The sequence below is a fragment of the Rhodanobacter ginsengiterrae genome, from assembly GCF_050026815.1.
GTDB classification, from domain to species: Bacteria; Pseudomonadota; Gammaproteobacteria; order Xanthomonadales; family Rhodanobacteraceae; genus Rhodanobacter; species Rhodanobacter ginsengiterrae.
Map to the genome: position 1 here is coordinate 34,424 of NZ_JALBWO010000046.1, position 21,939 is coordinate 56,362.

The following is a 21,939-nucleotide window of genomic DNA, read 5'->3' on the forward strand; positions in this document are numbered from 1 at the left end:
TCAGCCGGAGAGGCTGGCGATTGCCGTCAGCAACCTCAGGTTCAGCGCATGCTGTTGCGCCTGCCACTGCGCCAGCATCGCCGGATCGATCTGCGGCTGCTCGTCCATCGCCGACAACCGTCGCTTCCACCAGCTGCGGTAGCGGTAGTGCGAGACCTCGCCATTGATGTCGCTGCCGACCAGCCCGTGGCGCAGGCTGCCGATCAGGGCCTGCGCGTGCTCGACCCGCAGACGGCCCTGGTCCCAGTTGGTATGCGCCACCTCGGCGGCAAACACGTCCTTGTCGATCGACAGGTAGCTCGGCGCCCGCAGGCTGCGCTGCGTTTCGACGAAGGCGTCGACCATCGCATCCGCGGTGTCAAAGCCATGAAACGCCTGCGCCAGTCCGAGCCGGCGCGACCAGCCGGTGTCCACACCGATGCTCCAGTAGCTCAACTTGCCGCGACGCAACGGGGTCAGGTAGTTCTCCCAGGCGTGGCCGGCGCCGATATCGGCCGAGGTGATGCCCAGCACATGCACATGGCTGACCTGCGGCAGCATCGCCACCTTGCGCACCCACGAACCGCAATGCACGCCGAACGGGAAGCGCATGTTGTCCGGATGGTTGTCGAGCACCACCACCTGGAACGATTCGTTCGCGCCGAGCCGTTCGATCAGCGGCCAGCTGAGGTGGTGGAAGTCGCCGCTGCCGGTGAAGACAGTGCCGTAGCGCGTCGGCAGCAGTTCATCCAGCATCGCGCGAAAGCGCTGCATGGTCGCCAGCGAGCAGCCGAAGCGGATCGCCTCCTGCCAGTGCTCCAGCGCCAGCACCAGCCGATGGCGCAGCGGCCCGACCGACGAATCGATGTCGAGCACCACCGGACGATTTTCCAGCTCAGTCATCAACGCCCTCCGCATGCTCCTGCCACTGGCGATCACTTTCGAAATGGTTGCCCAGCCGGCGCAACAGCAGACGCAACAGCGGATTGCGCGCATACACCGCGTGGCGGGTGAAGGTCATGCTGGCACCGAGGAAGGACTTCACTTGCGGGTCGGTCCAGCCGGCCACGTAATGGGTGAGCGCGCGCTGGCGCGCGTAGTCGAGGTTGTGCATCCAGCTGACGAAATACAGGTTGTGCTCGCGTGCCTGCGGATAGGCGAAACCGACGTATTTGTCGATCAGCTTGCCGCCGTATTCATAACAGAGATTCCAGCCGATCATCTGCCCTGCGTGTCGGTAGACGAAAACCACGCCAGCGCTGGCGGCATCGCGCAGCACGGCCCGGAAGAAATCCACCCCGAGTCGGTCGAAGTGGGTTTCGCTTTGCGCGTACACGTTGTCGAACAGCGCGTAGAAGGCGGCCACGGTGGCTTCGTCATCGAAACGCGCATCCCCGGTTGGCACCGCCTCGATCTGCAGGTCGCCCAGCGAGCGCAGCTTGCGCCTGATGTTCTTGCGCCGGCCGGACGACAAGCGCGCCAGATACTCGTCGTTCGAGCCGAAGTCGATCGGCACCCAGGCCAGTGCCTGGCCTTCCAGCAAGACGAAGCCCTCGGCCGCGCAGGCACGGGCCAGCGCCCGCGCGTGGGCGTTGCCGGCATCGTCCAGCAGCGGCGAATCCAGCGCGATGTCCTTCACGATCAGCAAGCGGCACTGCCGTCCCCACGCCGTCTTCAAGTCACGCGCCAGTACCGCAGGCTCGATTCCCGGCGGCAGCGGCGCGTACTCGGACACCGTGGTGCCGGCAAAACGCGTGCGCCAGCGCAGCAGTCGGCCCCACCAGCGATAGCCCGGCAACCCGGTGACACGCCGGCGCAGACGGTCGTCGGCGGTGGTCAGCAGGTCGAACGGCGCCACGAATCCGGGCATCCCCTGCGGCGAGCTGTCAGCCATGAAGCCGGCTGGCGGATGCGCCATGAAGTGGCCCAGCAGGGCATCGGGTTCGAGTTGGGCGATGAAAGGCATGGGTAAGACAGACGTCCTAGACTGACCGGGACATGACATCGACCACCACCAGGGATTTCGTCGCCATGAATGATCCGATCCAGCAGCAGGTATTCGAACTCATCGCCGCGCAGGCCAAGGTCGAGGTCACCCGGGTCACGCCCGAGTCGACCCTGAAGGACCTGGGCGTGGCCTCGCTGGAGGCGATCGAGTTGATCTTCGACATCGAGGAACACTTCAACATCAGTTTCCCCGACCAGCAAGGTGCCAACTTCGACAGCGACACCGTGCAGAGCCTGCTCGACGCCGTGCGCAAGGGGCTCGACGACAAGGCCGCGGCGAGCGAGGGAACGCCCTGATGTCGCAGCTTGCGCAGCGCCGCGTGGCGATCACCGGCATGGGTGCGATCAGTGCGCTGGGTATCGGCGCCACTGCGTTGTGGCAAGGCCTGCGCGAAGGCCACAGCGGCATCGCTCCGTTGCGACATGCCGATGCGGCGCGCCTGCGCGTGAAGATCGCGGCCCAGGTGCCGGCCAGTTTCGACCCGGCGACGGGCATCGACGAACGCACCCTGCCCCTGCTCGATCGCACCTCGGAATTCGCGCTGCACGCCGCGCGCGAAGCGATCAGCCAGTCCGGCCTGGAGTTCGGCGCGAACGGGCTCGGTCTGCGCACCGCGGTGATCGTGGGTACCGGCGTCGGCGGCGAGACCACCCAGGACGAACAGAGCCGGCGCCTGTATGCCGAGAACGCCAGCCGTACCCATCCGCTGAGCATCGTGCGCCTGATGACCAACGCCTCGGCCAGCCAGATCAGCATCGCCTGGGGACTGCGTGGGCCCACCTTCGCGGTGGCCAGCGCCTGCGCCTCGGCCAACCACGCGATCATCCAGGCCGCGCAGATGATCCGCTGGGGTCTGGCCGACGTCGCCATCACCGGCGGCACCGAAGCCTGCCTGACCTATGGCGCGCTGAAGGCGTGGGAGGCGATGCGCGTGCTGGCCGACGACACCTGCCGCCCGTTCAGCGCGAACCGGCGCGGCCTGGTGCTTGGCGAGGGCGCCGGCATCTTCGTGCTGGAAGCGATGGAACATGCACGGGCGCGCGGCGCCACCATCCTGGCCGAGCTGGCCGGCAGCGGCATGACCGCCGACGCCACCGACATCGTGATGCCCAGCGCCGAGGGTTCCTCCGCGGCGATGCGCCAGGCGCTGGCCGATGCCGGTCTGGTTGCGGAGGACGTCGATTACGTCAACGCCCACGGCACCGGCACCCAGGCCAACGACGCCACCGAAAGCCGCGCGATCCGGCTCGCCTTCGGCGCGCATGCCGATCGCCTCGCGGTGTCCTCGACCAAGTCGATGCACGGCCACGCGCTGGGTGCTTCCGGCGCGCTGGAACTGGTCGCGGTGATCGGCGCCCTGCGCGATGGCGTGGTGCCGCCGACCGCCAACCTGGACCAGGCCGATCCCGCCTGCGACCTCGACTACGTGCCCAACGTCGCTCGCGAGATGCCGGTACGCGCGGCGATCTCCAACTCGTTCGCCTTCGGCGGCCTCAACGCGGTGCTGGCGCTCAAGCGCGCGCCGTAACAAGGCTTCCCGTGGCAACACACAAAAGAACCCGGCGGTCGCCCGCCGGGTTCTCTTTGCGCGTGATCTGCGCGCGAGCGGCATCAGCCCTTCTTGGCCTTGGTCAGCAACTGGTCCAGCAAGCTGATCGCCAGATCGATCTCTTCATGGGTGATGTCCAGCGACGGTGCAAACGTGATCACGTTCTTGTACCAGCCGCCCACGTCGAGCACCAGGCCGATCTTCTTGCCGTTGTGCTCCAGGTCGCCGGCCAGGCCGATGTCCACCATCTTGTCGAGCAGCGCCTTGTTCGGCGTGAAACCGTCGTCGGTGCAGATCTCCGCGCGCAGGGCAAGGCCCAGGCCGTCGACGTCGCCGATCTCCTTGTGCCGTTTCTGCAGGTCGCGCAGGCCTTCGAGGAAATGTGCGCCCTTCTTCGGCACTGTCGTTTCGTAGTCCAGCTCGTAACCCATCTTGATCACTTCCAGGCCCAGCGAGGTGCCCAGCGGATTGGAATTGAACGTGCTGTGGGTCGAGCCCGGCGGGAATACGGTCGGGTTGATCAGCTCCTCGCGCGCCCACAAGCCGGACAGCGGATTGAGGCCATTGGTGAGTGCCTTGCCGAACACCACGATGTCCGGCGTCACGCCGAAGTTCTCGATCGACCACAGCTTGCCGGTGCGCCAGAAGCCCATCTGGATCTCATCGGACACCATCAGGATGCCGTACTGGTCGAGCACTTTCTTCAGGCCCTTGAAGAAACCCGCCGGCGGGATCACGTAGCCGCCGGTGCCCTGGATCGGCTCGACATAGAACGCAGCGTATTCGCACTGGTTGGTCTTCGGGTCCCACACGCCGTTGTATTCGGTCTCGAACAGGCGGGCGAACTGGTTCACGCAGCTGTCCGAATATTCCTCGGCCGTCATCCCCTTCGGGCGACGGAACGGATACGGAAACGGCAGGAACATCGCGCGCTCGCCGAAGTGGCCGAAACGGCGGCGATAACGGTAGCTGGAGGTGATCGACGACGCACCGAGGGTGCGACCGTGGTAGCCGCCCTCGAACGCGAACATCAGGCTCTTGCCGTTGCTGGCGTTGCGCACGATCTTCAGCGAATCCTCGATCGCCTGCGCGCCACCGACGTTGAAATGCACGCGACCGTCCAGGCCGAACTTCTTCTTTGCGTCCAGTGCGATCGTCTTGGCCAGCTCGATGCGGGTCTGGTGCAGATACTGACTGGCCACCTGCGGCAGCAGGTCGATCTGGTTCTTCAGCACGTTGTTGAGACGCTTGTTGCCGTAGCCGAAATTGACCGCCGAGTACCACATCTGCAGGTCAAGGAACGGTACGCCGGCGCTGTCATACATGTAGCTGCCTTCGCAGGTACGGAAGATTTTCGGCGGGTCGACGTAATGCACGGTGTCGCCAAACGAGCTGTATTTCGCCTCGTCGGCCAGCAACTGGGCGTCGTCGATCACCACGGAGGTGTTCTTGTCGAAAGCATTCATCGGAAGTCCGGAGTCGGGGGAGCGGGGAGAGAGAAGCGCGCGACGGAGCGATCAGGCCGTGGTGGCCAGGGCCGGCGCGGGGAGCCGATCGAACAGGCTGCCCTCAAGCAATTGCGGCAGGAATTCGAGCGCATCCTCGAAGCCGGTGATCGGCACATAGGGAATGCCGGCGGCGCGGCAGTGTTCGATGAGGCGATGCTTGGCGAACACGAAATCGACGCGGTCGGCGGCACAGAAATCCGACGCACCATCGCCGATCAGCAAGGTCCTGGCACCGCTTTCGCGGGCCTCCACCACACAGGCGCATTTGCAGGTGCCGCTGCGACAGCCATCGGCCTGGAACGGCGAGGTCAGCTGCCATTGCCGCGGCGGCTCGCCGGGCGCCAGGTGGTTGGCCGCCAGCGGCAGGTCGTCCAGGCCGTAGCGGGCGAGGATCCGGTGGATCGCGTAGTCCAGGCCATCGCTGACCACGCGGATCGGCACGCCGAGCTCGCGCGCCTTCGCCACGAAGCCCGGAAACGCGTGATCGATCCATACCTCGGACAGATGCGCATCCAGTTCGGCACGACTCATCTGCAGCAGATCGACCTGACCGGCCATGCATTCGCGCGAACCGATCCGGCCGGCGCGCCAGTCCTGCTCCAGCACTTCCCAGCCGGGGCGGCCGAAGCGGTCGAGCAGCGAGTCGATCACGTCCTCGACGGAGATGGTGCCGTCGAAATCACACAGGATGGTCCAGCCAGGTGCAGGCATCGCGAACTCACATCAGCAGCAATGTGGGCCAGCTTAGGAAGGCTGCCTTTCCAGCTCCTTTCCGTGGCTCCCACGCATCCGCAACAGGCTTCTAAGCAAACCGAAAGCCGGCCTGCGTAGCTTTGGTCGACAAAGACCAGTCGGCCTGCCTGGTCGGGGAGAAACCCATGCGAGCCCTGCCATCGCTATTGTTCTGCATTGCCCTCCTTGCCTCGGGCCGCGCCCTCGCGTCCGGCGGCCCGCTGGGCATCGACCATCGCATCCATTACGACAACAGTGGCATCTGGAAGCGCACGAACCAGAATGTGCTGATCTACGGCACGATCACCACGGTGGTCGGTGGCGCGCTGGTGTTTGGCGACCAGGACAAACTGGGCGATACGTTCTGGCGTTCGGTGGATGCGCTCGCCGTGACCAGCATCAGCACGGAAGGGCTGAAGCTCGCCTTCCAGCGCGAACGCCCGTCGCAGACCAGCGATCCGAGCCACTTCTTTGCCGGTACCCACGCGCAAAGCTTTCCCAGTGGCGAGGTGGCGGCGATCTCGGCGGCGGTGACGCCGTTCATGGTGAATTATGGCCAGGACCACCCGGCGGTCTATGCTCTGGCCTTGCTGCCGGTCTATGACGCCATCGCCCGGGTGAAGACCCGCGGCCACTGGCAAAGCGACGTGCTGGTCGGCGCAGCGCTGGGCACCGGCGTGGGCATCTGGGCCTCGCACCGAAGCTCTCCCCTGATCATCGGCTGGCTGCCGGGCGGCTTCCAGGTCGGCTTCATCCACCATTTCAAATGATGCGAGGCAAATACCTCGCCACACCTCATTCAGCTGCGAGCCCGTGCCGCGTCATGGCACAGCGACGCAACGTCCGCCGGGTCAGCCTGGTGCTCGCCATGGCGGCAAGCCTGGCCGGCTGCGCCACCTATGCCGATCTGCTGCTGAATGATGGTGCCGGGGCCGCCAGCGTGACGCAACTCGTCGCGCCAGCGTCGGCCATGCCGCTGCCCGCATTGACGACACACCGATTCGATCCCGCTGATGGACTGGACGTCACCGAGGTGGCGATGCTGGCGGTGGCCAACAGTCCGCCGTTGCGCGTCAAGCGCGACGAGCTGGGCATCGCGCAGGCGCAGGCGTTTGCCGCCGGCCTGCTGCCCGATCCGCAACTGGCGTTGTCGGCGGATTTTCCACGCCAGTCCGGTGCCGGCCTCAGCACCGCTTACAGCCTCGGGCTCAGCGCAGACATCAGCGCCTTGCTGACGCGATCCTCGCGCCTTGCCGCGGCGCGCAGCCAGACCGGCCAGGTCAACCTCGATCTGTTGTGGGCGGAGTGGCAGACGGTGGCACAGGCGCGCTTGCTGTTCGACCAGGTGGTGAACCTGCGCGCGCAGCAGGTTCGACTCGAGCAAGAGCAGGCGGCGCTTTCCACGGTCGGCGGCTACATCCACAGTGCGCTGCAAGCGGGCAACCTCACCTACGACAGCGCCAGCGCCGGCCTCAATGCCGAAGCCGATGTGCACAAGCGGCTGGCCGATACGGCGATCGCGTTGCATCAGGCACAAGGCGATCTGCACCTGCTGCTGGGGCTGGCACCGACCGCGAAGCTCGACCTGGTCGGCACGCCGTATTTCAGCCAGCCCACGCCGGCACAGGTGCAAACGGCGCTGGATGACCTGCCGCGGCGGCGGCCGGACCTGCTGGCCTTGCGCGCCGGCTACGAGTCACAGCAGGCCAAGCTGCGCAGCGCGATCCTGGCCCAGTTCCCGGCATTGAACATCGGTTTCAATACCGCGCGCGACACCAGCGCGGTGTACACCAACGGCCTGGGCATCGGCATCACGCTGCCGCTGTTCGACCGCAATCGCGGCAATATCGCGATCGAAAAAGCCACCCGCCAGCAGCTGCATGACGACTATGCAGCGCGGGTGCTCGGCACGCGCAGCGACATGCAGCGGATCACCCGCGACCTGGCGACGCTGGACGGTCAACTCGCCACGCTCGCCGCGCATGCGCAGCAACTGGATCAGGCCCGCGCCTCCGCCGAGGGGGCCTGGCAAGCCGGTGCGCTGGACTGGCCAACGTACCTGGCGATTCGCAGCAACGCCCTCGGCGCCGATCTCGACCTGCTGAGTGCGCAACTGGAGCGCGCCAGGCAGTCGATCGCACTGGAAGCACTGCTGGGCAACACCGACCTGGCCGCTACCCATCCCGTCTCCACGCAAGCATCCACGCCATGAATCGTTTCGTCATTCTTTGCCTGTTGTGCATGACCCTGCTGTGCGGCCTGTTGTTGGGCTGCGGCAAGGCCACACCGGATGATGACGACGAAGCGGCGGCGCCCGCGGGCGAGGTGGTGGTGACCACCGCCATCCCAGCGCGACAGACCTTCCACGACAGCATCGAAGCCTGGGGCAGCGCCGCCGGCGATCCGCAGCACGCACGCTCGATCAGCCTCGCCCACGGCGGCCAGGTCACCGCGCTGCAGGTGGCGGCGGGGCAGACCGTGAAACGCGGCCAGCCGCTGTTGACGATCGCGCCTGACCCGGCCACGCGCAGTGCGTATCAGCAGGCGCAGACGGCGCTGACCCTCGCCACCGGCGAACTCAAGCGCACTGAACAACTGGCCTCGCAGCGGCTGGCCACGCAATCGCAACTGGCCGCGGCGCGCAAGGCGCTGGCCGACGCGCAGTCGGCACTCCAGGCGCAGCGTGCGCTGGGTGGTGGCACGGCCAGCGAAACGGTCGATGCACCGGCCGACGGGGTGGTCACCGCCCTGCAGGTCGGCCTGGGCGAACGGGTGGCGGCCAATGCGCCGCTGCTCAGCTTCACGCCCACGCAGGCCCTGCTCGCCCTGCTCGGCGTGCAACCGGAAGATGGCGCACGGCTGCGTCCGGGCATGTCGGTGCAATTGCAGCCGGTGTACGGCGCGAAGGATACCTTTGTCGGCACGCTGCGCATGATCGGCCAGTCGATCGATCCACAGACCCATCTGCTCAACGCCCAGGTCGAATTGCCCGCCGCTGCCAGCGCCAGCCTGATCGCCGGCGCACCGCTGGATGCGCAGATCCAGACCGCGGATTTCAGCGCCTGGTCGGTGCCGCGTGGCGCTGTGCTGCATGACGAGCATGGCGACTACCTGTTCCAGGTCGAGCACGGCCATGCCAGGCGGATCGCCGTGAAGCTGCGCAGTGCGCAAGGCGACCCGCTGGGCGTGGACGGGCCGCTGGACGCGAAGGCGAGGGTGATCGTGCTGGGCGTGTATGAACTCAACGACGGCGATGCGGTGCGGGAGTCGGCCAAGTGAGTCTCACCGCATGGATGCAGCTGCATCGACGTTCGCTGCTGTTTCTGGCCTTGATGCTGGCGCTCGGCGGGATCGCCAGCGCGTTGCTGATGCCGGTGGCGCTGTTTCCGAACGTGGCCTTCCCGCGCGTGCAGCTGACCCTGGATGCAGGCGACCGCCCGGCCGACCAGATGGCGATCGAGGTGACCACGCCCGTCGAGGAAGCGGTGCGCCGGGTACGCGGCGTGCGCGACGTGCGTTCCACCACCAGTCGCGGCAGCGCGGATATCGCGATCACCTTCGACTGGGGCGCCGACATGGCCGCCGCACTGCAGGAGGTCAACGGCGCCGCCAGCCAGGTGCTGCCGCAACTGCCGCCCGGCACCCAGCTGTCGACCCGGCGCATGGACCCCACCACCTTTCCGGTGCTGGCCTACAGCCTGCGCTCACATACGCAGTCGCCAGGCGCGTTGCATGACCTGGCCGAATACCAGTTGCGCCCGTTGCTGAGCGGCATCAACGGCGTCGTCCACGTCGACGTGCAGGGCGGCGAAGTGGCCGAGTTCCACGCCGATGTCGATCCGGGCAAGCTGCGCGCGCTGAACCTGAGCCTGGTCGAGGTGGCAGCCGCGGTCAGCCATGCCGCCACGATCCAGGCGATGGGCCGGGTCTCCGACCACTACAAGCTTTACCTGCTGCTGGCCGACAACCAGCCGAAGACGCTCGACACGCTGCGCAACATCGTGTTGCGCGCCGACGCCGGCGGGCTGGTGCGGCTGGCCGACGTGGCGCGCGTCAGCCTGAGCCACACGCCGCAGTGGATCCGGGTCAACGCCGACGGCCAGGACGCCGTGCTGCTGCAGGTCTACCAGCAGCCGGCCGGCAACAGCGTACAAATTGCCGGCGAGGTGAAGCAGCGCCTCGCCGATTTCGCGCCGCAGATGCCGGCGGGGGTGACGGTCGCCAACTGGTATGACCAGACCCAGCTGGTCACCGGCGCGGCCAGCAGCGTGCGCGATGCGATCCTGATCGGCATCGTGCTGGCCGCTCTGGTGCTGTTCGTGTTCCTGCGCAATACGCGGGTGATCCTGATCGCGCTGATCGTGGTGCCGTCGGTGCTGGCCATCACCGTGCTGCTGCTGCGCGTGCTCGGCATGAGCTTCAACATGATGACCCTGGGCGGCATGGCGGCCGCCGTCGGACTGATCATCGACGACGTGATCGTGATGCTCGAGCACATCATGCGCCGGCTGCATCAGGGCGAAGGTCACGTGCACGAACGCGTGGCCAATGCCGCATGGGAATTCACCCGCCCGCTGACCGGTTCCAGCGCGGCGACCGTGGTGATCTTCCTGCCGCTGGCCTTCCTGTCCGGCGTCACCGGCGCATTCTTCAAGGCGCTGTCGCTGACCATGGCCAGCGCGCTGATCATTTCCTGGCTGCTGACCTGGGTGGCCGTGCCGCTGCTGGCCGAGCGCTTCCTCGATCGTCGTCACCTGGTCGAGCATCCGCCGTCGCGCTTCACCACACGCATGATGGACGGCTATCACCGGATACTGGACCGCTGGCTGAAACGGCCATTGCTGGTGCTGCTGCTGATCGTGCCGATGCTGCTGGTTGGCGGCTTTGCGTTTACCCGGGTGAACACCGGCTTCATGCCGAAAATGGACGAAGGCGGTTTCATCCTCGACTACCTGTCCAAACCCGGTACGTCGCTGGAGGAAACCAATCGCCTGCTCAACCAGGTCGAGACGATCATCCGCGCCAATCCCTACGTCGACACCTACTCGCGGCGCACCGGGCTGCAGCTGGGCGGCGGTCTCACCGAAGCGAACCAGGGCGACTTCTTCGTGCGCCTGAAGAACGGCTCACGGCCATCGACCGAGGAGGTGATGACCCAGGTGCGCACGGCGGTGGAAGCACAGGTGCCGGGACTGGACATCGACCTGGCGCAATTGATGGAAGACCTGATCGGCGACCTGGTGGCCGTGCCGCAACCGATCGAGGTACAGCTCTACAGCGACGATCCCGGCCAGCTCGAAGCCACCGCCACCAAGGTCGCCGCCGCGATCGGCAAGATCAACGGCGTGGTCGGCGTGCTCGACGGCATCAACCCGGCAGGCGATGCGCTGACCGTGCAGGTCGACCCGGCCAGGGCGGCGCTGCAAGGGCTCGACCCCACCGCGGTGACCGACCAGGTCGCCGCCGCGATCGACGGCACGGTCGCCGCGCAGCTGCCGGTCGACGGCAGGGTGGTGGGCGTGCGCGTGCGCCTGCCCGATGCTGCGCACCAGCGGCTTGACCAGGTCGCGGCGCTGCCGATCCGCGCCGCGGACGGCCATCTGTTTCCGCTGTCGCAGGTGGCTACGCTGCAGCAGGTGCAGGGCCAGCCGGAAATTTCCCGCGACAATCTCAAGCGCATGGTCGCGGTGACCGGACGCATCAGCGGGCGCAGCCTTGGCGCGGTGATCGGCGACGTCAAGCATGTGCTGACTCAGCCCGGCCTGCTGCCGAAGGGACTGTACTATCAGCTCGGTGGCGTCTATCAGCAGCAGCAGCAGGCCTTTCGCGGCTTGACCATCGTGATGCTGGCGGCGATCGCACTGGTGTTCACCCTGCTGCTGTTCCTCTATGAAAGCTTCCGCGTGGCGCTGGCGATCATGGCGATGCCACTGCTGGCGTTGCCCGGTGTGTTCGCCGGCCTCTGGCTGACCGGCATCGAGCTGAACATCTCCTCGATGATGGGCATGACGATGATCGTCGGCATCGTCACCGAGGTGGCGATCTTCTATTTCTCCGAGCTGCAGGATGCCGAAAGGGAGCAGGTCGAAGTGGAGCACGTCGAGCACCAGCAGAGCGCTGCGCTGCACGGTGCCCTGCACGAAGCGGGCAAGCACCGCACCCGGCCGATCCTGATGTCCACCCTCGCCGCGATCCTGACCCTGCTGCCGCTGGCGCTGGCGCTCGGCCAGGGCTCGCAGATGCAGCAGCCGCTGGCGGTGGCGATCATCTCCGGCATGCTGCTGCAGCTGCCGCTGGTGCTGCTGGTGATGCCGGTGCTGTATGCGCTGCTGCGTCGTCGCGACAGGACGGCGCCGAGTCCAGGTTCAACCGGGCCTGCACTCGCAGGCTGATGTTCCCCGCCCTTCCTCCAAGGTGACCGCCATGCAAAGACTGCTAAGTTCCCTCCTGCCCGCCTCATTGTTGCTGCTGGCCATCCCCATGGCCGCCACCGCCGCATCACCCAGCGCGGCACCGCGGCTGCTGTCGACCCTGCCGCTGGGTGGCCCGGGTGGCTGGGACTACCTCAGTTTCGACGCGCCGCATCGGCTGCTGTTCGTCAGCCGCGGCGATCGCGTGCTGGTGATCGATGTCGATCACCACCGTCAGGTGGGCACGATCGCCGATACCCAGGGTGTACACGGCATCGCGATCGCCGACGATCTGCAGCGCGGCTTCACCAGCAACGGCAAGAGCGCGTCGGTGACCGAATTCGATCTGACCACCTTCAAGACCCTGGCCACCATCAGCGGCACCGGCGAAAAGCCCGACGCGATCGTCTATGACCAGCCCTCGCATCATGTGCTGACCTTCAACGGCAAGAGCCACTCGGCCAGCGTGATCGACCCGGCCAAGGGTGCGGTGATCGCCACGATCGGCCTTCCCGGCAAGCCCGAGTTCGCGGTGTCCGACGGTGCCGGCCACATCTACAACAACATCGAGGACAAGTCCGAGCTGGTCGAGATCGATACTGGCAGCAACAAGGTGTTGCACGTATGGCCGCTGGCGCCGTGCCAGTCGCCCAGTGGGCTGGCCATCGACACCCGGCATCACCGTCTGTTTTCGGTGTGCGACAACAAGGTGATGGCTGTCACCGATGCGCTCGACGGCCACCAGGTCGCCAGCGTGCCGATCGGTGAAGGTCCCGACGCGGTGGTGTTCGATGACGCCGAGTCGATGATCTACAGCTCCAACGGCGAAAGCGGCACGATTACCGCGGTGCACCAGGACGATGCCGATCACTACCAGGTGAGCGCCACGATCCCCAGTCAGGTCAGCGCGCGCACGCTGGCACTGGATCCGAAGCTGCATCGGCTCTATCTCTCTGCCGCGCGTTTCGATACCGCGCTGCAGCCCAATGGCCGCCACGCGATCGTGCCAGACAGCTTCGGCATTCTGACGGTGGGGCGACACTGATCACCGCGACCCATGGCGCGGACTGACTGGGCCGGACTTGCTGATCCAGATCCAACGCAGAGAGTTCATGGAACCCACTCACGCCATGCGTGAGATGGGCCATGCCATGGCCAGCAGTACTCATTTTGCCGGATCGAGCAAAGTCGAGACTCTGTCGGCATTCGCTCGCACCGACAACATGCTGCTGCACCATTGCGCAGCCGCCGTCGCCACGCTCACGGCATCCATCCCGCGCGTATCCAGCGCGGCATTGGCGCCGCCATAGGGGGCGTACTTGGCCGGATCGGTGACCGAAAACAGCCCCAGCGTGGGGGTGCCGCTGGCGGCGGCCAGATGCATGACGCCGCAGTCGGCGCTGATGACGCCATCCATGCAGGCGGTCATGGCCGCCATCCGGCGCAAATTGCGCGAATAGTACGGCGTCAGTCGCGAGCCCAGTTGCGAGCGGCCATGGGCCGCCAGCAGATCAATCAAGCGCACCTGCGGGCACAGCGACTGGAAGGTATCCACGAAGCTCTGCCACCAGTCTTCGCCGTAGCACTTGGCGCCGGTCGCATTGGGGAAGATCGCCAGCGTTGCCCCGCACTGTTCGCGCGAGCCCCCGCACAGCCTTGCCAGGACCTCGGCCGCCTCGCGCTTTTCATCGGGCGTCAGATCGAGATTGAGTGGTGGATAGTCCGGTCGCGACGCGCGGCCACAAGCCTGACGCAGCAGGAACACACTGCGATGCGCCAGATGATCGGGCCAGGTCAGCGCGAACCACGCGGAGGCGGGATTCAACTTCGGGTCGGGAAATCCCAGCTTGTACCGGGCCTGCGCCAGCGCCAGCACGATGCGACCGGACTGCGATCCGTTGCAGGCATCGATGGCCAGGTCGTAACGGGATCGTCGCAGTGCCCGCAGCACGCCCGCCGACAGCCACAGATGGCGGGCGATCTTCCCCGGCAGCACGAACACGGTGCGGACGCTGAATCGGTGGGCATACAGGCAGTCGGTCGCGTAGCTGCCCAGAATGTCGATTTCGGCACCCGGGTAGAGCGCCTCGATTTCCGCAATCAGCGGGCTGATCAGCACGCTGTTGCCGAGCCGGTGGTTGGGCCGGCACACCAGCACCCGGTGAATGCCGGCTTGCGGCAAACCGCCAGGTTCGCACAAGGCGTGACCGACCCGACGGAACCGGCGGCGCAGGATCGACGCGGCCCAGGCACGTCCCCGCGCATCCCATGAAACGGACGCTTTCCGGTAGTCGGCAGCCGGCAGCGGCGCGGCGACGAGAGAACGGAGGCTGTCGAGGATGCTCATGACAACAGCATGGCGCCCGTCGCTTTCAGGACGCTTACTGATCCGTAAGCATCCGGTTAATCGGCCGGCCGCAGGCACCGCCGGTTGCCCTTGCGACGACACAGCGGGAACGCCACCCCACGGCGAGCAGCCATGCGACCACCACGGTGCTCAGCGAAGATTCCACGGGAAGGCGCGATGAGGCGCGCAAGCGGCCTGGCGGGAACCGACGGGGCTCAGTCCGGTCACTTGAGGTGCCGGCGCGAAGTGGCTCGACGGATGCCACTCTTCCTCGCTTGCACAGGCGCCGCGGCGCCCAGCGTCCTGACGAACTCAGCGGCAATGACGCTCATGCTGAAGTGCTCGCGCACATATTCCTGCGCAGCCACGCCCATCGGCAGTCGACGGGCCGCATCGCACATCTCGAGGATCGCAGTGCGCCACGCATCGACATCCCCAGCGGGCAGCAGCAAGCCAGTAACGCCCGGTTTCAAGGTTTCAGGGGCGCCGCCAACGTTGCTCACCAGCACCGGGATGCCGGCCGCCTGCGCCTCCACCGAGGTGCGCCCGAACGTCTCCGCAGCGATGGAAGGGAAAGCCAGCATCGACATCGCGCTGTAGTAGGGATGGATGTTGTTGATCCAGCCAGGAAAATGGTGGCGGTCTCCGCCAGCAAGGGCGGCAGCCCGATCCATCAGCGTCTGCGCATCCGGACCGGAACCCAGCCAGAGGCAATGCAGCCTGGGCTGCTGCTCCATGGCCGCCGTGACGGCTTCAAACAAGGGGAAGATTCCCTTGCCGTGGTGGATGCGACCGCAGTAGCCAAGCACGATGGCGTCATCGGCAATGCCCAACGTGCGCAAGATATCGCTGCGCGTCCCGGCGTCGCGTTGGCACAATGCCATGTTCACCGGGTTGTAGAGCAATTGGACGCGCTGCGGCGGCACGCCGCGCTCAAGATAGGATTGCCGCGCATAGTTCGAGACGGCGAAGAAGCGTTGCGCCAGACGTGGCAACAGATAGCCCGATAGCCGCTTCATCGGTGGAACACGATGGCGGAACAGCGCGACGGGTATTCGCAGCAACCGTCCAATGACGATCAAGGGCCAGTATTCCTTGCCGAAATTGCCTATCAACCAATCCGGGCCAGCTTGCCTCGCCGCGGCGAGCACCTTGACGTAACCGCGCAGATCCAGCGCATTTCGGAACGTCGCCCGGTACAGGTGAACATCGGCATGAGCCAGTTCCTGTTCAATCAGTCCGGCCGGCGAGGTCGCCACGCTGACCTCATGGCCTGCCTCAACCAATGCCTGCGCCAGCGCGACGAAGTGGGTTGCCGCCCCGCTCTTCTCGGGATTTGTGCCGACCAGCAGGAACTTCATGCGCGACGATCCTCATAGCGCGTCAGTACGCGTGCAGCAAACTGGGGCAGCAGATGATGCCGCGCGACCTGAACCCGGGGCAGTTGCCACAGGTCGGCACCGGCCACCGCGCGACCGCGATGGGTGCTGGTGGCGGCCTCGTAGCCGGCGGTCCGCACGGCAGCGGCCACACGATCATCAACATCACCATAGGGATAGCAAAACTGCGTTACCGCCCTGCCCAGGCGATTCTCCAGCTCTGTCTTGCTGCCATGAATCTCGTCTTGCAGCGCGGCATCGGTGCAGTGAGTCAGACGCGGATGCGTGCGGGTATGGGCACCGACTTCCATGCCGGCATCATTCCAGCGTTGCAATTGGGCAACCGACATCAGTGGCTTCCTGATGCCCAGCCGCTCCGCATCCCATCCGTTGAAACGACCGATGCTGCCGCTGACCACATAGGTCGTGGCGCTGAAACCGAACTGCTGCAATACCGGAAGCGCCGCGTCGAGATTGTCGACATAGCCGTCGTCGAGCGTGATGGCGACCACGCGACCCCGACGCTCTCCGCGCAGGTACGGCATCGCAGCCGACATCGACAACCCCTTGTAGCCAAGCCGCTGAAGCAGCCACATTTGCCGCGCGAATTTTCCGGGATTCACATACAGGCTGCGATAGACGTGCAGACCGGTCGGCACTGGCGCAATGTTGTGATACATGAGGATGGGTATGGCTTTGTCGCCCACTTTCTTGCGCTGGTTCATGCCTGCATCCGAGACGGCCATGTTGGTGGCGAGCGACTGAGCGAACGGGATATTGACGAGCATCGGGTCACCCCGTTCCACGCTGCCGCGCTCGCGGCGACCTGGGCGCCACCGGTCTCATTCGGGAACAGGACAAACCAACCAGCCTCTCGCAGCACTTTTTCCGGACGCAGCCCGCGTCGGCATTTTCGGCTCGCCCGGCTTTCACGGTGCTTACAGAGTGAGTAGATCGCGCGTCCACGGCCTGCGCCATGGAAAGCGCCAAGACGATGCTCACGCAGGCATTTCAGCCGGTGTACGGAATGCTCACCTTCACCCGCAATCCGCGGCCGAACGGCGAATCGAGCAATTCGATGCTGGCGCCATGCAACTCGGCGGCGCGCTGCACGATCGACAGGCCCAGGCCGTAGCCTTCGACGTGACCGGTCGGCTCGCGATGGAAGCGGGCAAACACCGCGGCACGCCGTTCCGGCGGGATACCCGGTCCATCGTCGGCCACATCGATGATGGTGAACTGCGCGTCTTGCGACAGCGACAGTTGCACCTGGCCGCCCGCCGGCACGTGACGCATGGCGTTCTCGATGAGATTGCGCAGCAAGGCTCCGAGTGCCGCCTCGTGACCGCGTACCCAGATCGCCTGGTTGTCGTGAGTGAAGCCCAGCTCCGCGCCGCTCTCGGCGATGACCGGCGTCAACTCCTCGATCACGCCGATGGCCACGCCGACCAGGTCGATCGAACGACACTGTTCCGAAGCCACGCCGGATTCCAGCCGGGCCAGGGCCAGCAGCTGTTCGACCCGCCGGGCCAGCGCGGCCACGTTGTGCCGCGCACCGGCCAGACTGGTGGCGGCTTCCGCGGAATCGCGGGTGGCATTGGCGCTTTCGATGTTCAGCATGATCGAGGCCAGCGGCGTACGCAGCTCATGCGCGACATCGGCACTGAAGCGGTGCTCGCGTTCCAGCGCATCGGCCAGACGTTGCAGTTGTCCGTTCAGTGCGTCGAGTACGGGCCGTAATTCCAGCGGCGCGTGTTCCAGCTCGATCGGCTGGCGGCTGCCCAGCGGGCGCGAGCCCAGCGCCTCGGCCAGCGATTCCAGCGGACGCAGTCCGCGCTTGACCGCCCACCCCACCAGCAAGCCCAGCAGCGGCAGGCCGATCAGCAAGGACAGGGCATGGTCGAACCACAGCGCCCGCAGGATGTCGTGACGGCTGTCGTAGCGTTCACCGGTGCGGATCACCACGCCATCAGGCCGGTCCTTGAGGGTGAACAGACGCCAGCGATATCCGCTGGCGTCGATGTCCCGAAAATTCGCATCGCCGGCCCGGGGCGGCGGCAACGCGGAGAGATTGGTGGTGGCCATGATCAACCGGCCAGAGGCGTCGAACACCTGAAAACCGACTTCGGACTCGAACGAGTACCGGCCTCGCTGCACGGCCGGCGCTTCCGGCACTTCGATCGGTACCAGCCTGTCGTCCTGATCGCGACCGTCCAGCGCTTCGGTTCCTTCCTGGCCGATGATGACCTGCAGCGTGCGGGCGGACTGCGCCAGTCTTCCATCGGACAGCTCATTGACCTCCTGCATGGTGCGCCGGAAGCTGAGCACCGCCAGCGGCAGCAACACCGCGATCATCACCAGGATGATCAACCAGCGCAGCCGGCCACGCAGGCTCGACCGGATCATTCAACCTCCCGCGGAATCATGTAGCCGAATCCGCGCACCGTACGCACGGTGTCATAACTGAGCTTCCTGCGCAGCGTATGCACCAGCACCTCCAGGGCATTGTCGCCGACCACGTTGTCCAGACCATACAGCGAGTTGACCAGGCTTTCGCGGCGCACCAGCTTGCCGGCGCGCTCCATCAGAATCTGCAGCAGCGCAAATTCGCGCCGGGTCAGTTCGATCGCCTCGCCACGAAAGGCCACCTGCGAGGTGCCCAGGTCGAGCGCCAGCGCGCCGACTTCGATACGATTGACCGCCAGCCCCTGCGCGCGCCGACCCAACGAACGAATCCTCGCGCACAGCTCGTCCAGGTGGAACGGCTTGATCAGATAGTCATCCGCGCCGGCATCCAGCCCATGCACGCGCGCCTGCAGGCCATCGCGCGCGGTCATCACGATAATCGGCGTGGTTACATGCGCACGGCGTGCCTCGACCAATACCTCAAGCCCGTCCATGCCGGGCAGGCCCAGATCAAGCAGCACCAGATCGGCCGTCTCGTCACGCAGGGCGATCAGGGCTTCGCGGCCGTTGCGCAGCCAGCTGACCGTGTAAGCCAGGCGTTCCAGCGCACGCTGGATCGCCGCGCCCAATTGCAGGTCGTCCTCCACCAGGATGATGTGCACCCGACCTCCTTCGCGCCGCGACTCGATACCAGGCTGTGCTGTACGGCACCCGATCTTGCCGTGACTATGCGGCAAGTGGCTTGCGAAATGCTTGGGTGAAGCAGGTGGGGCGGTCGAACCCTCGCTCTGGATGCGCGCCGCGGTCGGCATCAACAAGGGCCGTGACAAGGCGACCGACAGGATATCAGCGGTCGTCGCGGGTCCAGATGACGCCGTCTGCCTCGCGCACCGGGAAGCTGGCGATCGGCTCATACGCGGGCGGTTTGGTCACCGCGCCGGTGCGCAGGTCGAACCGCGCGCCGTGGCGCGGGCATTCCACCTCGAAGCCGAACACCTCGCCGCCGGCAAGATCGCCGCCGTCGTGGGTGCAGGTGTCTTCCACCGCGTACAGCGCGCCGTCGATGTTGTACACCGCGATCGGCGTGTCGCCGTCCCATACCACCTTGTATTCGCCCGGCAGGAACTCGCTGCGCGTGCCGACTTTCACCCAGTCGCTCATGCCGCCACCTCGCCGAAATCCTTGCGCAGCACTTCGAAGCGCAGGTCATCGCGACGGGGGATGCCGAAACGCTCATCGCCGTAAGGGAACGGCTGGTATTCGCCGGTGCGGCGGTAACCGCGTCGACCGTACCAGGCGATCAGCTCCTCGCGCTGCACGATGACGGTCATGCGCATGCCGCCGCAGTGCCATTCCTCGCGGGCGATGCGTTCGGCCTGGGCCAGCACCTGCTTGCCCAGGCCGCCGCCCTGCTGCACGGGATCGACCGCGAACATGCCGAAGTAGCCGTTGCCATCGCGCTGTTCCACATGGCAGCTGGCCAGCAATCGCGCGCCGGTTTCAGCCAGCAACACGCAGCTGCCGGGGCGTTCGATCAACGAGCGGACGTCGGCCGCGTCGGTGCGCTGGCCATCGAGCAGGTGCGATTCGGTGGTCCAGCCACGCCGGCCGGACTCGCCACGATAGGCGGATTCGACCAGCGCCACGATGGCGTCGACATCGGCGACGGTGGCGCGGCGGAAAAGTGGGGGAGCTTGTTCGGTCATGCGCGAATCTTAATGGGTTGCGTGCCGATGCCACCATGATCTGGGGCAGTCACGGGTGGTCAGGCCCGCAGGCCGCCCTCGCGGCCGGCTTCGTAGATTTTCAGATGGGCGTAGACGACGGCCAGCAGCGAAGATTCGTCGGTGTTGCGCCCGGCACGCGCCAGCATGTCGCCGATGACGTGATCGGCCTCGATCGGATAACCGTGCTGCAGATCGCGCAGCATCGAGGCGGCCAGCGGCGAACCGGCTTCGCCCAGGATGGCGCGGGCGCGGGCCAGCACGCGTTCGTCCGGCGCATGCCCGGCCCGTTCCGCCACCGCCCGGCATTCCTCCAGCAGGGCGAGTACGGCCGCGCGCCCACCGGGTGCAGCCACGATCTCGCCGATCGAACCACGCAGCAGGCAGGTGATGCCGGCCAGCGTGGCCAGGAATATCCACTTGTCCCACATGTCCTGTACCACGGCGTGGCTGGGACGCGCATCGAAGCCGGCGTCGGCAAACGCCTGGGTGATCGCCTGCATCCGCGGCGATGCGCTGCCGTCGCGCTCGCCGAAGGTAATGCTGTGCAGCTGGTTGAGATGTTGCACCACCCCCTGTGCATCGAGCGTGGCGGAAATCACGCACTGGCCGCCCAGCACATGCTGCGACCCGAAGGCCTGGTCCAGCAGATCCAGCTGCCGCATGCCGTTGAGCACTGGCAGGATCGCGGTCTGCGGGCCCACCGCCGGCGCGATGTCGATGATCGCCTGCTCCAGTGCATACGCCTTGCAGCTGAGCACGATCAGGTCGAACCGCTCGCGCAGCTCACTGGCCAGCAGGGTCGGCGGTGCGGCCAGCTCGGCGTTGCCGCCGGCGCTGCTGCGGATGACCAGCCCATGTTGCGCCAGCTGCTGCGCGCGCCTTTCACGCACCAGGAAGGTCACGTCACGTCCGTGCTGCAACAGGCGCCCGCCGAAATAGCCGCCGGTGGCGCCGGCACCCACGATCAGTATGCGCATCTCAGTCTCCCGTCGGTGCGGCTTCCGCCGCCCGGTGCATGCTTGCAGCCTGCGCGTCCTTGTCGCTCCACAAGGTATTCATCCACGCCTTGACGCGGCCGCGAAACGCCGCGTCATCGTCGTAGCTGCCGATCAGCCCGGCATCGATCGGGCGCTCGCGCACGTGCACGCGGATGTCGTGCACGCGGCCGGCGATCAGGTCCATCAAGGTGCAGGGACCTTCCGGATAAACAATGGTGACGTCGACCACCGCGTGCAGCGCCTGGCCCATCGCATCGAGCACGAAGGCCACGCCGCCGGCCTTCGGCCGCAGCAGGTAACGGTACGGTGAGGACTGCCCATCGTGCTTGGCCCGGGTGAAGCGTGTGCCTTCGGCGAAATTCATCACCGACACCGGCATGTGGCGGAATTTCTCGCAGGCACGCCGGGTCGCTTCGCGATCCTTGCCCTGCAGTTCGGGATGCCGCAGCAGGGTCTGCCGCGAGTAGCGCTTCATGAACGGGAAATCCAGCGCCCACCATGCCGGACCCAGCAAGGGCACCCAGATCAACTCCTGCTTGAGGAAGAAACGCAGAAACGGAATGCGCCGGTTGAACACCTTCTGCAACACCGGGATGTCCACCCAGCTCTGGTGGTTGCACAGCACCAGGTAGTTGCCGTCGCGGCGCAGACCCTGCAGCCCGTCGACCTGCCACTGGATGCGCGTGAAGAGGTTGAACAGGGCGTTGTTGACGCCGATCCAGCTTTCCGCGATGCCGACCAGCACGCGCGAAAGCATGCGCCGCACGCCGGTCAATGGTACGACCACCTTGAGCAGCGCCAGCGCGAACAGCGGCAGCACATGGATCAGGATATTCAGCAGGAGCAGCAGCATCGCCAGCGGGATGCGCAACACGGCAGGGAGGGAGGCGAACATG

General features: G+C 66.1%; 20 protein-coding genes. 7 read left to right on the forward strand and 13 right to left on the reverse strand.

Annotation, left to right across the window (positions count from 1 at the left end; translation table 11 throughout):
* Together ACQGNJ_RS04615 and ACQGNJ_RS04620 are read right to left on the reverse strand one after the other, a co-directional pair.
* A complete protein-coding gene (locus ACQGNJ_RS04615; RefSeq protein ID WP_426688063.1) occupies window positions 1–882 on the reverse strand; it encodes a hypothetical protein in 882 nt (293 codons plus the stop codon).
* The gene (locus tag ACQGNJ_RS04620; protein WP_426688064.1) at window positions 875–1,945 is read right to left on the reverse strand and encodes a GNAT family N-acetyltransferase; all 1,071 of its coding nucleotides are present in this window, start codon (window positions 1,943–1,945) and stop codon (window positions 875–877) included. The genes ACQGNJ_RS04615 and ACQGNJ_RS04620 overlap by 8 nt, the downstream gene beginning before the upstream one ends.
* A 65-nt stretch (window positions 1,946–2,010) precedes the next feature.
* Here ACQGNJ_RS04620 and ACQGNJ_RS04625 point away from each other — a divergent pair, with 65 nt between their 5' ends.
* Both ACQGNJ_RS04625 and ACQGNJ_RS04630 read left to right on the forward strand, forming a co-directional pair.
* Window positions 2,011–2,283: a phosphopantetheine-binding protein gene (locus ACQGNJ_RS04625; protein ID WP_426688065.1), complete on the forward strand. Its 273-nt coding sequence runs from the start codon at window positions 2,011–2,013 to the stop codon at window positions 2,281–2,283.
* Complete coding sequence (locus ACQGNJ_RS04630; protein ID WP_426688066.1) at window positions 2,283–3,515, forward strand: beta-ketoacyl-[acyl-carrier-protein] synthase family protein; 1,233 nt, start codon at window positions 2,283–2,285, stop codon at window positions 3,513–3,515. The genes ACQGNJ_RS04625 and ACQGNJ_RS04630 overlap by 1 nt, the downstream gene beginning before the upstream one ends.
* Before the next feature lie 83 nt (window positions 3,516–3,598).
* Here the strand turns inward: ACQGNJ_RS04630 and ACQGNJ_RS04635 are convergent, their stop codons facing one another.
* Complete coding sequence (locus tag ACQGNJ_RS04635; RefSeq protein ID WP_426688067.1) at window positions 3,599–5,002, reverse strand: aspartate aminotransferase family protein; 1,404 nt, start codon at window positions 5,000–5,002, stop codon at window positions 3,599–3,601.
* A gap of 51 nt (window positions 5,003–5,053) precedes the next feature.
* Entirely contained in the window at window positions 5,054–5,755 is a 702-nt protein-coding gene (locus tag ACQGNJ_RS04640; RefSeq protein ID WP_426688068.1) for an MtnX-like HAD-IB family phosphatase, read from the reverse strand.
* A 167-nt stretch (window positions 5,756–5,922) separates the two neighbouring features.
* On the opposite strand from ACQGNJ_RS04640, the gene ACQGNJ_RS04645 reads away from it, so the two are divergent.
* From ACQGNJ_RS04645 to ACQGNJ_RS04665, 5 genes are read left to right on the forward strand one after another with little or no spacing between them, the layout of a single operon-like run.
* On the forward strand, window positions 5,923–6,546 hold the full coding sequence (locus ACQGNJ_RS04645) for a phosphatase PAP2 family protein (protein WP_426688069.1): 624 nt from the start codon (window positions 5,923–5,925) through the stop codon (window positions 6,544–6,546).
* Window positions 6,547–6,599: 53 nt separating this feature from the next.
* Window positions 6,600–7,988, forward strand: a complete 1,389-nt coding sequence (locus ACQGNJ_RS04650) for a TolC family protein (protein ID WP_426688070.1) — start codon at window positions 6,600–6,602, stop codon at window positions 7,986–7,988.
* The gene (locus ACQGNJ_RS04655) at window positions 7,985–9,055 is read left to right on the forward strand and encodes an efflux RND transporter periplasmic adaptor subunit (RefSeq protein WP_426688071.1); all 1,071 of its coding nucleotides are present in this window, start codon (window positions 7,985–7,987) and stop codon (window positions 9,053–9,055) included. Before ACQGNJ_RS04650 ends, ACQGNJ_RS04655 begins: the two co-directional genes overlap by 4 nt.
* The gene (locus ACQGNJ_RS04660; protein WP_426688072.1) at window positions 9,052–12,168 is read left to right on the forward strand and encodes an efflux RND transporter permease subunit; all 3,117 of its coding nucleotides are present in this window, start codon (window positions 9,052–9,054) and stop codon (window positions 12,166–12,168) included. Before ACQGNJ_RS04655 ends, ACQGNJ_RS04660 begins: the two co-directional genes overlap by 4 nt.
* Before the next feature lie 31 nt (window positions 12,169–12,199).
* Window positions 12,200–13,231 carry a YncE family protein gene (locus ACQGNJ_RS04665; RefSeq protein WP_426688073.1) on the forward strand — a complete coding sequence of 344 codons (1,032 nt, stop codon included), beginning with the start codon at window positions 12,200–12,202 and terminating at the stop codon, window positions 13,229–13,231.
* Between the two features lie 120 nt (window positions 13,232–13,351).
* Here the strand turns inward: ACQGNJ_RS04665 and ACQGNJ_RS04670 are convergent, their stop codons facing one another.
* From ACQGNJ_RS04670 to ACQGNJ_RS04710, 9 genes are all read right to left on the reverse strand, one after another.
* On the reverse strand, window positions 13,352–14,611 hold the full coding sequence (locus ACQGNJ_RS04670; RefSeq protein ID WP_426688074.1) for a glycosyltransferase family 9 protein: 1,260 nt from the start codon (window positions 14,609–14,611) through the stop codon (window positions 13,352–13,354).
* A gap of 146 nt (window positions 14,612–14,757) precedes the next feature.
* Window positions 14,758–15,894 carry a glycosyltransferase family 4 protein gene (locus tag ACQGNJ_RS04675; RefSeq protein ID WP_426688075.1) on the reverse strand — a complete coding sequence of 379 codons (1,137 nt, stop codon included), beginning with the start codon at window positions 15,892–15,894 and terminating at the stop codon, window positions 14,758–14,760.
* Window positions 15,891–16,637 carry a polysaccharide deacetylase family protein gene (locus ACQGNJ_RS04680; protein ID WP_426688141.1) on the reverse strand — a complete coding sequence of 249 codons (747 nt, stop codon included), beginning with the start codon at window positions 16,635–16,637 and terminating at the stop codon, window positions 15,891–15,893. The genes ACQGNJ_RS04675 and ACQGNJ_RS04680 overlap by 4 nt, the downstream gene beginning before the upstream one ends.
* Window positions 16,638–16,923: 286 nt before the next feature.
* Window positions 16,924–18,318, reverse strand: coding sequence for a sensor histidine kinase (locus ACQGNJ_RS04685; RefSeq protein WP_426688076.1), 1,395 nt, complete (start codon window positions 18,316–18,318; stop codon window positions 16,924–16,926).
* The gene (locus ACQGNJ_RS04690; protein ID WP_426688077.1) at window positions 18,315–18,980 is read right to left on the reverse strand and encodes a response regulator; all 666 of its coding nucleotides are present in this window, start codon (window positions 18,978–18,980) and stop codon (window positions 18,315–18,317) included. The genes ACQGNJ_RS04685 and ACQGNJ_RS04690 overlap by 4 nt, the downstream gene beginning before the upstream one ends.
* 184 nt (window positions 18,981–19,164) lie before the next feature.
* Complete coding sequence (locus ACQGNJ_RS04695) at window positions 19,165–19,479, reverse strand: non-heme iron oxygenase ferredoxin subunit (protein WP_426688078.1); 315 nt, start codon at window positions 19,477–19,479, stop codon at window positions 19,165–19,167.
* The gene (locus tag ACQGNJ_RS04700; protein ID WP_426688079.1) at window positions 19,476–20,024 is read right to left on the reverse strand and encodes a GNAT family N-acetyltransferase; all 549 of its coding nucleotides are present in this window, start codon (window positions 20,022–20,024) and stop codon (window positions 19,476–19,478) included. The genes ACQGNJ_RS04695 and ACQGNJ_RS04700 overlap by 4 nt, the downstream gene beginning before the upstream one ends.
* Window positions 20,025–20,083: 59 nt before the next feature.
* Window positions 20,084–21,022: a 2-dehydropantoate 2-reductase gene (panE, locus tag ACQGNJ_RS04705; protein WP_426688080.1), complete on the reverse strand. Its 939-nt coding sequence runs from the start codon at window positions 21,020–21,022 to the stop codon at window positions 20,084–20,086.
* A 1-nt stretch (window position 21,023) separates the two neighbouring features.
* On the reverse strand, window positions 21,024–21,938 hold the full coding sequence (locus ACQGNJ_RS04710) for an acyltransferase (RefSeq protein ID WP_426688081.1): 915 nt from the start codon (window positions 21,936–21,938) through the stop codon (window positions 21,024–21,026).
* Window position 21,939 lies beyond the last annotated feature (1 nt).

Bases quoted from the DNA above. Each gene is read 5' to 3' on its own strand.
- ACQGNJ_RS04645 (WP_426688069.1), top strand. From the start codon at position 5,923: ATGCGAGCCCTGCCATCGCTATTGTTCTGCATTGCCCTCCTTGCCTCG.
- ACQGNJ_RS04635 (WP_426688067.1), bottom strand. From the start codon at position 5,002: ATGAATGCTTTCGACAAGAACACCTCCGTGGTGATCGACGACGCCCAG.
- ACQGNJ_RS04655 (WP_426688071.1), top strand. From the start codon at position 7,985: ATGAATCGTTTCGTCATTCTTTGCCTGTTGTGCATGACCCTGCTGTGC.
- ACQGNJ_RS04680 (WP_426688141.1), bottom strand. From the start codon at position 16,637: ATGAACCAGCGCAAGAAAGTGGGCGACAAAGCCATACCCATCCTCATG.
- ACQGNJ_RS04665 (WP_426688073.1), top strand. From the start codon at position 12,200: ATGCAAAGACTGCTAAGTTCCCTCCTGCCCGCCTCATTGTTGCTGCTG.
- ACQGNJ_RS04640 (WP_426688068.1), bottom strand. From the start codon at position 5,755: ATGCCTGCACCTGGCTGGACCATCCTGTGTGATTTCGACGGCACCATC.
- ACQGNJ_RS04615 (WP_426688063.1), bottom strand. From the start codon at position 882: ATGACTGAGCTGGAAAATCGTCCGGTGGTGCTCGACATCGATTCGTCG.
- ACQGNJ_RS04625 (WP_426688065.1), top strand. From the start codon at position 2,011: ATGAATGATCCGATCCAGCAGCAGGTATTCGAACTCATCGCCGCGCAG.
- ACQGNJ_RS04630 (WP_426688066.1), top strand. From the start codon at position 2,283: ATGTCGCAGCTTGCGCAGCGCCGCGTGGCGATCACCGGCATGGGTGCG.
- ACQGNJ_RS04685 (WP_426688076.1), bottom strand. From the start codon at position 18,318: ATGATCCGGTCGAGCCTGCGTGGCCGGCTGCGCTGGTTGATCATCCTG.
- ACQGNJ_RS04620 (WP_426688064.1), bottom strand. From the start codon at position 1,945: ATGCCTTTCATCGCCCAACTCGAACCCGATGCCCTGCTGGGCCACTTC.
- ACQGNJ_RS04700 (WP_426688079.1), bottom strand. From the start codon at position 20,024: ATGACCGAACAAGCTCCCCCACTTTTCCGCCGCGCCACCGTCGCCGAT.
- ACQGNJ_RS04675 (WP_426688075.1), bottom strand. From the start codon at position 15,894: ATGAAGTTCCTGCTGGTCGGCACAAATCCCGAGAAGAGCGGGGCGGCA.
- panE (WP_426688080.1), bottom strand. From the start codon at position 21,022: ATGCGCATACTGATCGTGGGTGCCGGCGCCACCGGCGGCTATTTCGGC.
- ACQGNJ_RS04650 (WP_426688070.1), top strand. From the start codon at position 6,600: ATGGCACAGCGACGCAACGTCCGCCGGGTCAGCCTGGTGCTCGCCATG.
- ACQGNJ_RS04710 (WP_426688081.1), bottom strand. From the start codon at position 21,938: ATGTTCGCCTCCCTCCCTGCCGTGTTGCGCATCCCGCTGGCGATGCTG.
- ACQGNJ_RS04695 (WP_426688078.1), bottom strand. From the start codon at position 19,479: ATGAGCGACTGGGTGAAAGTCGGCACGCGCAGCGAGTTCCTGCCGGGC.